Here is a 12,846-nt window from a genome sequence, read left to right as displayed (position 1 = left end):
CCCATGACACTGGATTCGGCCGGGTTGCAGGTGCTGACGCGCGAGGAATGCCTCGTGCTGCTGGCCTCCGTCCCCGTCGGGCGCATCGTGTTCACCGACCGCGCCCTCCCCGCCGTCCAGCCCGTCGGCTTCGTCCTCGACGGCGAGCACGTCGTGATCAGGACCACCGCCGGCTCCCGGCTGGCGGCCGCCGCCCGGAACGCCGTCGTGGCCTTCGAGGCGGACGAGTTCGACGCGCGGGCGCACCGGGGATGGTCGGTGACCATGGTCGGGCACGCGCGAGCCGTCCATGATCTCGCGGAGATCGAGCGGCTGGCCCTGCTCCCCCTGACCCCGTGGGCGCGGGGCGGCGACCATTTCATCGTGATGTTCCCCCAGCAGATCTCCGGGCGGCGGATCCACGGGGAGGCCGCGCTCACGTGAGCGCCTTGAGCTCCTCCAGCGCCTCGCGGAGGTAGCCGGTGACGCTCCACACGTCGGGCACCATCTCGCGGCAGGCGACGACCCCCACGGCGATCTGCCCGTCGTAGGAGAAGGCCGTGATGTTGAGGCCTCCGCTGGCGTCGGTGACGACCGACACGGGGTACTGCGCGAGCAGCCGCCGCCCGCACACGTACAGCGGGATCTGCGGGCCGGGGATGTTCGAGATGATCAGGTTGACCGGCGGCGACGTCTGGGCGACGAGCCCGAAGGCGGCGCGGTCCGCGAGCCCGGTGAGCGCGGCGGGCATGCTCTCGCTCAGGTGCCGCAGCCAGCGGGCCGGGGAGAGGTCGAAGCGGTCCTTGATCCGCCGCATGGCCTGGTGGACGGCCTCCAGCCGCTCGCGCGGGTCGCCGATCTGGGTGTCCAGCGAGGTGATCATGAGCGTCACCTGGTTGCCCGGCCCGTCGTCCACGCCCCTGAGCGAGAACGGGATGCCCGCCACGAGCGGCTCGTCAGGGAGCGCCTCGTGCGCGATCAGCCAGCGCCGCACGGCCGTGGCCGCCAGGGTCATCACCACGTCGTTGACGGTGATGCCGAAGGCGTTCTTGACCTGCTTGACCTCGTCGAGCGGGAGCTCCACGAACGCGAACCTGCGGTGCGCGGACACCGGGCCGTTGAAGGGGGTGCGCGGCGCGGTGAGCTTGGGCAGCTCGGGCACGTCCTGCCCGAGGCCCACCTGCCGGGCCAGCCAGCGGGTGGCCCGGGACACCGGCACCGCGCCGGGCAGCCGGGAGATGATCGGGATCTCGTCCAGGTAGGGCATCGCCTCGGCGATGAACCTCAGCAGATGCGCGGGGTTGGCGACCAGCCGGGCGGCGGTCCTGAGCAGCATCTCCCCCGGCTCCGGCACCCGCTCGGGCTCCGCGGGGCGCACGGCCGGACGGCGCTCCGGCCGGGGCTCGGTGTCCATGAACGCGGCCAGCACGTCGGCCCCGCCGATGCCGTCGATCGCGGCGTGGTGGAGCTTGGTGTAGAGCGCGGTACGGCCGCCCTCCAGCCCGTGGATGAGGTACATCTCCCACAGCGGGTGGCGCCGGTCGAGCCGCCGCGCGTGCAGCCTGGCCACCTGCACGGCGAGCTGCCGGTCGGTGCCCGGGGCCGGGAGCGCCAGCTCGCGCACGTGGTAGTCGAGGTCCAGCGACTCGTCCTGCACCCAGTAGGGATGGTCGAGGCCGAGCGGCACCCGCACCGCCCGCTGCCGGAGCGGCGCGACCAGCGCCGACCGCTCCTCGACGAGCTTGACCAGGTCGTCACGGGACACCTGGCCCGCAAGGATGGAGAGCCCGGCGACGTTCGCGACGTTGGTATCGGTCTCGAAGTTGAGGAACTGCGCGTCGAGCGCGCTGAGCTGCCGCACGGGCCCGGCCCCTCGATCTCGGTCCGGCACGCCTGCCCCCTCCCCGCGCACGTCTGTTCCCTCCCTACCTGCCCCTTCCCGCCCGTACGATACCGGTCACGGGCGGGCGAACCGGTGGACGGAGACCAGGCCCGCGTACGGGCCGAGGGGGCCGGCCGCCAGGCGGGAGGCGCCGTCGAGGGCGGACCCCGCCGGGGGGCGCAGCCGGGCGCGCGGCACGCGGGCGGCCAGCCGCGTCCTGAGCGGGCCGAGCAGCTGCTCGCCGGCGGCGAAGAGCCCTCCGGTGCAGGCGACGGGCACCTCGTCCTTCCCCCTCAGGGAGGCGACGGCCGCCCCGATCGTCTCCGCCAGGTCCCCGGCCGCGCTCTCCACGATGGCGCGGGCGACGCCGTCGCCGCCGGCCGCGCAGGCGAACACCCGGGGAGCGAGCCCGGCGACGTCCCGCGTCAGGGTGGGCGAGGTGTAGAGCCGGATGAGGTCCAGGTCGAGCGCGCCGGTGAGCGCGGTGGCCGGGCCACGGCCGTCCCTGGCCCGCAGTGCCGCCGCGAGCCCGGCCCTGCCCACGGCGAAGGCGCCGCCCGCGTCGCCGAACAGGTAGCCCCACCCGTCGACCCTGTGCCAGGAGCCGCCCGCGCCGAGCGCCAGGCAGACCACCCCGGTGCCCGCCGCGAGGACCACCCCGTAGCCGTCCGGCAGCGCCCCGGCGTGCGAGGTCACCATGTCCCCGCACAGCCGGACCTCCTCGGCCCCCAGCACCTTCGCCGCGCCCTCGGCCAGCACGGGGGAGCTCTCCTCGTCCAGCACTATGCCCGAGAGCCCGAGGCAGGCCACCGCCACCCGTTCCCCCGCGTTCCCGCCCGCGGCGCGCGCCGCCAGCCGCACGGACTCGATCACGGCCCCGACCCCGTCCGCGACGTGCACGTACCCGGGGCCGGTGCCCGTACGGGCGTCCGGCGCCCACCTGATCCGCAGGCCGGACTGCCCGCCGTCGACCGCCGCCCATCGCGTCACGCGACCCACCTCGCTTCCTGTCCGCCCTGCGTGCCGGTACGGCTCGCGCCTCCCGAGTGGGCGCGAGCCGTACCGCGATCATCCGTCAGGAGGCGGGGACGGTGTCCACCCACTTGGTGGAGGCGGAGCGGTACCCGTTGACGCGGCTCACCACGTCGGCGGGGGCCACCACCTCGTTCTTGGCGTGTTGACGCGCTCGCCATCCTGACTGAAGGGTGGCGATTCTCGCCCGTGCCGCGCGGGTTCATGCGGCACCTCGATGGCTTCCTGCTTCGTCGGCTGGTACCACCGCGAGCGGTGGTCTTACCCGGCCTCCACCGGCACGGTCTGGACCGTGCCGCCCACGGGTGTGGGAGGCGTTTAGCCTCTCCGCCCGTCCGGCGGCGAGGATGTTCACGGCGGCGTTGACGTCCCGGTCATGCACCGCGCCACAGACGCAGACCCATTCGCGCACCTGCAAGGGCATCGACGTGGCGATCGCCCCGCACCCCGAGCACAACTTGGAGGAGGGGAACCAGCGGTCGATCCGCGCGAATGTCCGCCCGTACAGCTTTGCCTTGTACTCCAGCATGGCCACAAACGAGCTCCACCCGGCGTCGTGCACGCTCTTGGCCAGCCTGGTGCGCGCCAGTCCCTTGACCGCCAGGTCTTCCACGTAGATCGCTTGGTTCTCGCGAACTATCCGAGTGGATTGCTGGTGGTGGAACTCGCGGCGCGCATCAGCGACCCTCGCATGCGCCCGGGCGACCTTCGTGCGAACTTTGGCCCGGTTGTTCGACCCCTTCTGCGTGCGTGACAGCGCCTTTTGGAGCTTGTTGAGATTCTTCTCGGCCCGGCGCAGGAACCTCGGAGAGTCGATCTTCCGGCCGTCCGCCAGGACGGCGAAATGCCCCAGCCCCAGATCGATCCCCGTCTCAGCATCGACCGCCGGGAGCGGCTCAGCGGTGACCTCGACCACGAACGACGCGTGATACCTGCCCGCCGCATCCTTGATCACCGTCACGCTGGACGGGGCAGCGGGCAGTTCCCGCGACCAGCGAACCGGGACATCACCGATCTTCGGCAGCCGCAACCGCCCCGCCCTGGTGACCGCAAAGCCGGCGTTGCGGGTGAACCGGATCGCCTGCCGGTGATCCTTGCGCGACCGGAACCGGGGAGCGCCCACCCTGGGGCCCTTGCGCTTGCCGCTGATCGAGGAGAAGAAGGTGCGAAACGCCAGGGTGCAGTCGGCCAGCGCCTGCTGGAGCACCACCGCCGACACCTCACCCAACCACGCCCGCTGCGGCGTTTTCTTCGCCACCGTGATCACCCGGACCGACAGCTCGGCATCGGTCACGAACGGCAACCCCTGCTCGTAAGCCTGGTTACGGATCGCCAACGCGTCGTTGAACACCACCCGCGCACACCCGAACGCCCGCGCCAGCGCGACGCGCTGACCCGGCGTCGGATCGATGCGAAAGGAGTAACGAAGCAGCACGGCAACAGTGTGCCAGCCGGCCCACGAGTATTCGCATGAGTGTGCGAAAACAGCCGAGAAACCTGGAGACCAAATCGGCGCCGTCCGCTCCCGGCGCGAGGCTCCCGAGGTGAAGCCCGCCTCCAGGTAGCGGTCGGCGGTGGCCGTACCACCTTGATTTCTTTCCTGATCTCACGTGCGGTTCCGCGCCGCAGGGGTATGAGCGCCTCTTCGGGTCTCGCGGGAAGATCGGGCTAAGGGATGAGCGGGCCCACGTGGACGCCCTGGGCGCTCAGCCGGGCGAGGTGCGGGTCGAGCCGCCGGAGGAAGTCCGGGTAGTCGCGGGGCGACCCCCAGGCCACCTCGGCGAACGCGCACAGCCGGGGGAAGGCCATGTACTCGACCTGCTCCGGCGTCGGCATGTACTCGGTCCAGATCTGGCACTGCACCCCGCGCACGCCGGGGTCGGGAGTGAAGGCGTAGGCGTCGGCGAGCGTGACGACGCCCGGCTGCGCGGGCGGCTGCCCCGGGGCGTCCGAGGGGTAGTAGTCGAGGTAGGTTCGCGTGTGGGGGGCCAGGATGATGTCGGTCCTGTCCCCTCCGGCGTGCTCGTCGAGCCAGACCATGACGGTCGTGCCGGGCGGGGACTCCCGGTCGGGCTCGTCCCAGCAGATGAGCCTGCGCCCGTGCCCCGACAGGTGCTCGGCCATCCGCCCGACGAACCACCCGCACGCCTGCGAGGGGCCGGACAGCCCGAGCTCCGCGAGCCGCCGCAGCGCCCTCGGGCTACGCTCCCACTCGACCGGCGGGCACTCGTCGCCGCCGACGTGGATGTACGGGCCGGGGAACAGCTCCACGACCTCGTCCAGCACGTCCTGGCAGAACCGGATGGTGGACTCCTCCAGGTTGAACACGTGCTCGCTGATCCCCCACTCCGACCAGACCGGAAGCCGCCGTGACGGCTCGTTGCCCAGCTCGGGGTAGGCGGCTATCGCGGCCTGGGCGTGGCCGGGCATCTCGATCTCGGGGACCACGGTGACGAACCGCTCGGCGGCGTAGGCGACGATCTCGCGGACGTCCTCGCGGGTGTAGAACTCCCGCGCCTCCCCCGGTGCGGGGGAGCCGCCGCGGCGGGCGCCGATCTCGGTCAGCCGGGGGTAGCGCTCGATCTCCAGCCGCCAGCCCTGGTCGTCGGTCAGGTGCAGGTGCAGGATGTTGAGCTTGTGCTCGGCCAGCAGGTCGATCAGGCGCAGCACGAACGCCTTGGGCATGAAGTGGCGGGCCACGTCGAGCATGACGCCCCGCCAGCCGAACCGGGGCCGGTCCTCGATCGTCCCGTACGGCACGGCGGCGCCGTACTGCGCCAGGGTCTGGAGCCCGTAGAACCGGCCCGCCCGGCCTCCGGCGATGAGCTCTATCCCGGACGGGCCGACCTCCAGGCGGTATCCCTCCTCTCCCAAGGCCACGTCCTGCGGCGCGAGCCGTACAAGATCTGGGTGGAAAGCGACGGAGCCCCCGAGGACGGCCAGCTCCCGCGGCCGCGGAATGATCACGTTGTCTCTTCCTTTCGCAGCTTCACGAGTCCTGTTCAGAGCGCGCTGATGGACGGCTCGGCGCCGGTGCCGGCGCCGAGAGAAGGTGGAGGCGGGGGTCAGCCCTTGACGGCGCCGGCGATCATGCCGGAGGTGACCCTGCGCTGGAGCACGAGGAAGATCAGCAGCACGGGGAGCATGAAGAGGCCGGCGGCGGCCATCGTGGCGCCCCAGTCGGTGCCGAAGATGTTGCTGAAGGACGACAGCCACACCGGCAGGGTGCGGTCGTCCTGGTTCTTGATGATCAGCGCGTTGGCGAAGGCGAACTCGTTCCACGCGGTGATGAAGCCGAACAGCGAGGTGGACATCAGCCCGGGCGCCAGCAGCGGCAGCACCACCCGGCGGAACGCGACCGCGCGGCTGGCGCCGTCCATCATGGCGGCCTCCTCCAGCTCAGGCGGGATCGCCGCCAGGAAGCCGCGCAGGGTCACGATGGTGAACGGCAGCGTGGCCATGAAGTACAGGAGCGTCAGCATCGACAGCCGGTCGAGCATGCCGGTGTCGCGGGCGATGACGAACATCGAGATCAGCAGCGCCTCCCAGGGCGCCATCTGGGCGATGAAGACCATCAGGATGAACGCCCGCCTGCCGCGCCACCGCATCCGCGCGACCGCGAAAGCCGCCAGCAGCGCCACCACGAGCGAGAGCAGGACCGCGGAGACGGTGACGACGACGCTGTTGCGCCAGAACATCCCGAAGCCGTCCGCGCCGACGGCGGTGACGAAGTGCTCCACCGTCGGATGGGCCGGCCAGAAGGTCGGCGTCTCGGACTGGATGTCGGCGGTCGGCGTGAACGCGGTGACGACCATCCAGTACACGGGGAAGACCGAGACGACGAGGACCGCGAGCGCCGCGAGGTTGAGCGGGACGCGACGGGCGAGCCGGGACCTGGTCACGGGGCCTCTCCTTCGTGCTTGAGCATCCGCCGCAGGTGGGTGATCAGGACGGCCAGCAGGATCAGCACCGTCAGCGTGGAGATCGCCGAGCCGAGGTCGTACTTGTGCAGCGACTGGGCCACCTGGAAGGCGTAGATCGGCAGGGTCGTGGTGGCCCCTTCCGGGCCGCCCTTGCTGATCGCCCAGATCTGGGCGAAGCACTTGAACACCCAGATCACCTCCAGCGAGGTGATCAGCCCGAAGAGGGGACGGAGGATGGGGAAGGTGACGTGGCGGAAGATCTGCGGTCCTGTCGCCCCGTCGATCCTGGCGGACTCGTCCAGCTCGCCGGGGATCGTGGTGAGGCCCGCGTAGAGGGTGAGCGCGGCGAACGGCACGGACTGCCAGACCACCAGCATGACGAGGATGGCGAACGTCGAGGAGCCTCCCGCGAACCAGGTGTAGTCCCTGAACGACTCGAACCCGAGCGTGACCAGCAGCCAGTTGACCACGCCCAGCCGCGACTGGAACAGCCACTGGAAGATCGTGGTCGCGGCCAGGACCGGCGTCGCCCAGGTGAGCACCAGGCCGCCCATGACGGCCAGCCGCATGCGCCTGCCCAGCCGGGCGACCATCAGCGCCGTCAGCGTGGAGATCACCATGATCAGGACGACGTTGACGGCCGTCCAGACCAGGGTGCGGCGCACCACCGCCCAGAATTCGGCGCTGCCCAGCGCCTCCTGGTAGTTCTCCAGGCCGACGAACGCCGCCCCACCTCTAATCAGCTCACCCGTCCTGAAGTGCTGGAACGAGATCACCACACTGCGCAGCAGGGGGTAGAGCAGCAGGAACGCGGCCCCGGCGACGGTGGGCGCGACCAGGAGGTACGGCCACAGGCCGGCCATGCGCGGGGCGCGCGGCCCCCTCCGTGGCGCGCCTTCCTCCCCGAGACCGCTCGGACGACCGGCGGACGGCCCGGGGACTCCCTCGGGCGCCCCGGGGAACTCCCTGCCGCGCCCCCGCCGCGGGGTGGGGGTCAGGGGTGAGACGGACACGGCACTCCTCGGTCAGTGGGGGGACCGCCCGAGGGAAGCCCCGATCCGGGTGCTCAGGACTTGGTGTTGAGGATCGTGGTGATCGTCTGCGACGCGGTGGCGGCCTCCGCCGCCGGGTCCCCGCCGGTCAGGGTCTTCGTCATGAACTCCTTGATGACGTTCTTGGCCTCGACCGCCGCCCAGTTGGGCGAGTTCGGGGTCGCGTGGCCGTTCGCGGCTCCGGCGGCCATCGCGGCGGTGCCCTCGTTGCCGTCCAGCGCGCTCCCCAGCGAGACGCGGTTCGGCACGTAGCTCATCTCCTTGGCCATGTCGACCTGGAACGTCTCCCCGGCCAGCGCCTTGATCACCTCGTACGCGGCGTCCTGGTTCTTCGACGCCTCGGGGATGATCAGGTCGGAGCCCCCGGTGAACACCGCGCCCGGCTTGTCCGCCGTCTTGCCCGGGATCGGGAAGAAGCCGAGCTTGCCCGCCAGCTTGGGATTGGCCTTCTCGATGGCGACCGCGCCGCCGGGGGTGGAGATGAGCTGCGCGACGTCGCCCTTGGCGAACACGTCGGCCTGCGGCGGCCGGCTCTCGTCGGAGTCCTTCGGGCCCTTGCCGAGGGCCTGGAGCCGCTTGTAGAAGTCCATGCCGGCCAGCGCCTGCGGGGTGCCGAGCGCGCCCTTCCACCCGGCGCCGTCCTTGACCGCGAGGTCGCCGCCCTCGTCCCAGATGAATCCCGCGAGGGTGTACCAGTTCTGTCCTGCCAGGTAGATGCCCTGGTCACCACCCTTGTTGAGCTTCTCGGTCGCGGCGAGCCACTCCTCGCGCGTCTTCGGCGGCGCGGTGATCCCGGCCTTCGCGAACAGGTCCTTGTTGTAGATCACCACGCGGTTGGCCGCGTACCACGGGATGCCGTACTGGTGACCGTCGATCTTGCCAGGCTCGGCGAGGCCGGGGAGCCAGTCGGTGCCGCCGAGGTCGGCGATCTTGTCGGTGAGGTCCTTCACCCCGCCGCTCGCCGCGTACTCGGCGACCTGGGTGTTGCCCACCTCGATCACGTCGGGGGCGTCGTTGCTGGCCAGGCCGCTGGTCACCTTCTGGCCGATGCCGTCCCATTCCTGGATCTGGATGTCGAGGGTCACCTTGGGGTGGGTACGCCGGAACTCGGTGGTGAAACGGTCGAGGACCGCGTCGGAGAAGCTGTCGCGCATCACCCAGACCGTGAGCTTGGCAGGGGCCTCGCCCGCTCCTGAGGAGCCGGGAGAGCCGGTGGACGGGGAGGGGGAACCGCACGCGGTCAGGCCGGCGGCGAGCGCCAGCAGTCCTGTCGCGGCGAGAAGGCGATACCTCACGGGATCTCCCATTGGTCAGATATTGGTAAGCAATCCGCCCGATGTGGATAGAGTGGTCTTAACCAGTTGGTGCGTCAAGCCCCCTTCTGACGGCAATCTCCACCGGGGACGCGCGAGATTGGTAATACGCTGGTAACGTCACTGGTGTGACTCTGAACATGCGGGCCGGGCTCAAGCGTGATCGGGTGCGTGACTTCCTGCTCGACTTCATCGCCGACAAGCAACCGGGCGAGGCCATCCCGTCCGAGCGCGACCTGTGCAAGGAGCTCGGGGTGTCCCGCCCCACCCTCCGGGCGGCGATAGACGATCTGGTCAGGTCGGGCCTGCTGGTCCGCGAACACGGCCGGGGCACCTTCACCGGGCCGCACCGGGTCACCCAGGCGCTGTCGGCCACGCCCAGCGGCTCCTTCTACGCCCCTCCCGCCGAAGGCCGGTGGCTCAGCCGCATCCTTTCGTTCGGTCTCGTCCCCGCCGGCCCGCAGCTCGCCACCCGGCTCCAGCTCTCCCCCGCCGCCCCCGTCCTGCGCGTCGTACGGCTGCGCATCGTGGACGACGAGCCGATGGCGATCGAGCGCATCCAGCTCCCTGACGCCCTGGTCGAGGGCCTGGTGCCCGCCGACATGGAGTCGGGGTCGTTCTACCGCCTGCTGCGCGAGAGGTTCGGCGTCGACGTGCGCAGCGCCGTGCAGACCATCGAGGCGACCGTCACCGACGAGACCGAGGCCGAGCTGCTGCACGTTCCCCAGCACTTCCCCGCGCTCGGAGTGGAACGCACCACTCGCGACGCCGACGGCAGGATCGTAGAGTTCGTCCGCTCCATCTACCGCGGCGACCGCTACCGCGTCACCTCCGAACTCCACTTCGACGCCAACTCCGGCTGAGGACGCCCCCTCGCCGGACGGCACGTACGCCCGGGGTGTTGCCGGGCGGGGCCGAATATGCGCCAATGGCGAGTGGGTGCGGTCCTTCCAGGAGGTGCCGGGCACGTGAAGGGGCGGCGAATGGGAGTGGTCGCGTGGGCGACATAGGTTCTCCGGCAATGGAGAAGCGGGTCGGGGAAATATGGAAAGACGTGCTCGGCGTCTCGCCCGGCGAGACGAATGCCACGTTCTCCGAGCTGGGCGGGCGGGGAATGTCCGCGCTGCGAATCGTCGCCCGTATCCAGGACGAGCTCGGGGTGCGGGTCGAGGTGGGCGACCTGTTCGAGCACCAGCGCCTGGACTCCTTCGTGCGCCACGTCATGACCAGGGTGCGGAGCGTCCCGCCCGCTGACGAGCGGGCCGAGTAGGCCCAGCCGCCCTGGCACCACCCTCCCGGACCGCGGGCCTCCCCTGCGCCGTGCCCGCCGGCACGCCCTGAACGAGGCCCTGTCCGGATGTGGCCATGCCCGGTTCCGCGCGGGTCGCGCGGGCCGTCCACCTGGCGTTGTTCCCCTTCTTCCGCCGTGCGCGCGCGAGTCCCGCCGGCCGTTGGCAGGAAGCTGCTACCGCCCTGCAACTTGCTGACTCCCGATCGCCTGGTTCGCGGGCCCTGAATCGCCGAGAGTTGGTTGTGCGAGAACGAATACCGCAGCCACAGAAAAGGGATCAGGAAATGAACCGCTCGAACCGCACCCCGCTCGGTGAGAAAGTCGCCGCCGGCACCACGTGGGATTCCGCGAACGCCATGCCCGGAACGACCTGGGACTGAGGAATAAATCAGATGCTGGTCGAACTCACAATCCGCCGTACCGCCGGAGAACCATCACCGAATTCACCGGTGGACGGAATCCGGATACTGGCCCTGCTGCCGAAAGAATGGCGTAAGGACCTCAAGCACGTCACCGGCGACATCGCCATCCGCGTGCACACCGACGAGGAGGTCACCAGCGCGCAGATCCGCGCCGAGGTGACCGCCATCCTCACCAACCCCGAAGTCAGCGACTGGGAACTCGTCACCTGCCACGCCCTGACCAACCGCCGCCACGAGACGAAGGAAGACACACCATGAACGCCCTCGCCCTGAAGACCGCCGAATGCCGCGTGTGGTGGGCGGACCCGCGGGACCAGCCGATCGAGACGCTGCTCGGCGTGCTCAACGAGACCGAGCTGAAGCGTGCCGCGACCTACCGCCGCGAGCAGGACCGGCGCCGCTACCTCACCGCCTCCTGGCTGCTGCGCACCGCCGCCGCCATCCAGCTGGACATGGCGCCCGAGAACGTGTCCGTCGAGCGGCGCTGCGGGGACTGCGACAAGCCGCACGGCAGGCCGTACATCCTCACGGACGACTCCCTGCACGCCTCGATCTCGCACTCGGGGAACCGCGTCGCGGTGGCCCTGACCACCGCGGGCCCGGTGGGCGTCGACGTCGAGGAGGTGCCGACGGCGCCGGTCAGCGAGCTGGTACGGTGCGCGCTGTCCCCCGCGGAGCAGGCGGTGCTCGGCTCGCTCCCCGAGCGCGACCAGCAGGCCGGCTTCGCCCGGATGTGGGTGTGCAAGGAGGCCGTGCTCAAGGCGACCGGCCACGGGCTGCGGATCCCCCCGGACAAGGTGGAGGTCAGCGGTCCCCTGGAGGCGCCGGAACTGCTCGCCTGGCCTCTTGAGATCTCCCCGCAAAGCGTGCGAATCACCACCCTTTACCCCGGTGACGGGTACGCCGGCGTGGTCGCGGTGCTCACGGAGGACAGCCCGATCACGGTCTCCGAATGGGATGTCGCCACCGTTCGCCACAACTCGTTCACTTCCGCGGCGCCCATAGCCGCCTGACCACCATTGACGCGATCCGGCACGAGACTGTTGAATAACTACGGGAATTCATCTTCGGCAGGGCCCCCGGCCACGCCGATAAACTAACCGCCAGGTCCGATTTCCGTATTGTTGAGAGGCAGTCTAGCTGTAAAGGAGAGGAAGCTGACCTGCCGTGAAAAATCATTTCATCCTGATTCCCGGCCCATGGATGGGCGCCTGGGCCTGGGAGCCGGTGACCCGAGGGCTGCGTAACCTCGGCCACCAGGTCCGCCCGATCACCCTGTCGGGACTGTCCAGCCCCGACGCCGACGTCTCGACCGTCGGCCTGGCCACCCATGTGGACGACGTGCTGTCGATCCTGGAGAAGGACGACCTGCGCGACGTGATCGTCGTCGGGCACAGCTATTCGGGCATCGTCGCCGGCCTGGTGGCCGACCGGGCGCCCGACCGCGTGACGCACACCGTTTTCGTCGAGGGATTCCTGCCGCACGACGGCAAGTCGATGCTCCACGCCTTCCCCGAGCGCCTGCGGGCCGGCGAGCTGGCGCTGATCGCGGAGAACAGCGGGCGCTGGCCGATCCCCGACGTCACGATCGTCGCCGAGGGGCAGGATCTCTCGACCCAGCAGGCCCAGTGGCTGGTGGAGCGCTTCGTCGGGCATCCGGGGCACACCCTGTCCGAGCCCGCCGTCCTGACGCGGCCACTGGCGCAGCAGCGGGCGAGCTACATCGTCTGCTCCAAGGAGCACTTCGGCGGCCGGGTCTCCGACGACGTCGCCGCCATGCGCGCCGAGCCGAACTGGACCTTCCACACCATCAACACCGGGCACTGGCCGATGGTCTCGGCCCCCGACCAGCTCGTCACGCTCCTGACCTCGATCGCCTCGCAGGAGAACCCCCCGTACGCCCCGGCCCGCCACGCGTAGCCGGCCGGAAGCGACACGACGGCCCCCGCAGC

The 12,846-nt window shown here is 70.5% G+C and carries 13 protein-coding genes; 6 read left to right on the top strand and 7 right to left on the bottom strand.

Translation table 11 applies throughout. The features are described from left to right. Positions 1–3 precede the first annotated feature (3 nt). The gene (locus tag ACOZ38_RS11315; RefSeq protein WP_424530195.1) at positions 4–423 is read left to right on the top strand and encodes a pyridoxamine 5'-phosphate oxidase family protein; all 420 of its coding nucleotides are present in this window, start codon (positions 4–6) and stop codon (positions 421–423) included. Here ACOZ38_RS11315 and ACOZ38_RS11310 read toward each other — a convergent pair. The 7 genes from ACOZ38_RS11310 to ACOZ38_RS11280 all read right to left on the bottom strand — a co-directional run bounded on the left by ACOZ38_RS11310 (position 416) and on the right by ACOZ38_RS11280 (position 9,163). Further along, positions 416–1,870, bottom strand: coding sequence for a WS/DGAT/MGAT family O-acyltransferase (locus tag ACOZ38_RS11310; protein WP_424530194.1), 1,455 nt, complete (start codon positions 1,868–1,870; stop codon positions 416–418). The genes ACOZ38_RS11315 and ACOZ38_RS11310 overlap by 8 nt on opposite strands. Positions 1,871–1,936: 66 nt before the next feature. Beyond that, entirely contained in the window at positions 1,937–2,851 is a 915-nt protein-coding gene (locus ACOZ38_RS11305) for an N-acetylglucosamine kinase (protein WP_424530192.1), read from the bottom strand. A gap of 244 nt (positions 2,852–3,095) precedes the next feature. Beyond that, positions 3,096–4,328 carry an RNA-guided endonuclease InsQ/TnpB family protein gene (locus ACOZ38_RS11300; protein ID WP_424530190.1) on the bottom strand — a complete coding sequence of 411 codons (1,233 nt, stop codon included), beginning with the start codon at positions 4,326–4,328 and terminating at the stop codon, positions 3,096–3,098. A 233-nt stretch (positions 4,329–4,561) separates the two neighbouring features. Continuing rightward, positions 4,562–5,860, bottom strand: a complete 1,299-nt coding sequence (locus ACOZ38_RS11295; RefSeq protein WP_424530188.1) for a beta-N-acetylhexosaminidase — start codon at positions 5,858–5,860, stop codon at positions 4,562–4,564. A 98-nt stretch (positions 5,861–5,958) separates the two neighbouring features. Next, positions 5,959–6,795 (bottom strand): carbohydrate ABC transporter permease, encoded by an 837-nt coding sequence (locus ACOZ38_RS11290; protein ID WP_424530186.1) that lies wholly within the window; start codon positions 6,793–6,795, stop codon positions 5,959–5,961. Beyond that, positions 6,792–7,829 (bottom strand): carbohydrate ABC transporter permease, encoded by a 1,038-nt coding sequence (locus tag ACOZ38_RS11285; RefSeq protein WP_424530184.1) that lies wholly within the window; start codon positions 7,827–7,829, stop codon positions 6,792–6,794. The genes ACOZ38_RS11290 and ACOZ38_RS11285 overlap by 4 nt, the downstream gene beginning before the upstream one ends. Positions 7,830–7,882: 53 nt before the next feature. Beyond that, positions 7,883–9,163, bottom strand: coding sequence for an extracellular solute-binding protein (locus ACOZ38_RS11280; RefSeq protein ID WP_424530182.1), 1,281 nt, complete (start codon positions 9,161–9,163; stop codon positions 7,883–7,885). Positions 9,164–9,309: 146 nt separating this feature from the next. On the opposite strand from ACOZ38_RS11280, the gene ACOZ38_RS11275 reads away from it, so the two are divergent. From ACOZ38_RS11275 to ACOZ38_RS11255, 5 genes are all read left to right on the top strand, one after another. Beyond that, a complete protein-coding gene (locus ACOZ38_RS11275; protein ID WP_405146125.1) occupies positions 9,310–10,044 on the top strand; it encodes a GntR family transcriptional regulator in 735 nt (244 codons plus the stop codon). A 158-nt stretch (positions 10,045–10,202) separates the two neighbouring features. Continuing rightward, the gene (locus ACOZ38_RS11270) at positions 10,203–10,451 is read left to right on the top strand and encodes a phosphopantetheine-binding protein (protein ID WP_424530181.1); all 249 of its coding nucleotides are present in this window, start codon (positions 10,203–10,205) and stop codon (positions 10,449–10,451) included. Between the two features lie 413 nt (positions 10,452–10,864). Further along, entirely contained in the window at positions 10,865–11,152 is a 288-nt protein-coding gene (locus ACOZ38_RS11265) for a hypothetical protein (protein WP_424530179.1), read from the top strand. Next, complete coding sequence (locus ACOZ38_RS11260) at positions 11,149–11,907, top strand: 4'-phosphopantetheinyl transferase family protein (RefSeq protein ID WP_424530177.1); 759 nt, start codon at positions 11,149–11,151, stop codon at positions 11,905–11,907. The genes ACOZ38_RS11265 and ACOZ38_RS11260 overlap by 4 nt, the downstream gene beginning before the upstream one ends. Positions 11,908–12,061: 154 nt before the next feature. Continuing rightward, positions 12,062–12,814, top strand: coding sequence for an alpha/beta fold hydrolase (locus ACOZ38_RS11255; protein WP_405146118.1), 753 nt, complete (start codon positions 12,062–12,064; stop codon positions 12,812–12,814). Positions 12,815–12,846: the final 32 nt, after the last annotated feature.

It is taken from the genome of Sphaerisporangium viridialbum (genome assembly GCF_049674955.1).
GTDB classification, from domain to species: domain Bacteria; phylum Actinomycetota; class Actinomycetes; order Streptosporangiales; family Streptosporangiaceae; genus Sphaerisporangium; species Sphaerisporangium viridialbum.
This window is presented reverse-complemented; position numbering and strand designations above follow the sequence as displayed.

Excerpts from the sequence above, each read along its gene's own strand:
- ACOZ38_RS11315 (WP_424530195.1), top strand. The coding sequence starts at position 4 with ATGACACTGGATTCGGCCGGGTTGCAGGTGCTGACGCGCGAGGAATGC.
- ACOZ38_RS11270 (WP_424530181.1), top strand. The coding sequence starts at position 10,203 with ATGGAGAAGCGGGTCGGGGAAATATGGAAAGACGTGCTCGGCGTCTCG.
- ACOZ38_RS11265 (WP_424530179.1), top strand. The coding sequence starts at position 10,865 with ATGCTGGTCGAACTCACAATCCGCCGTACCGCCGGAGAACCATCACCG.
- ACOZ38_RS11260 (WP_424530177.1), top strand. The coding sequence starts at position 11,149 with ATGAACGCCCTCGCCCTGAAGACCGCCGAATGCCGCGTGTGGTGGGCG.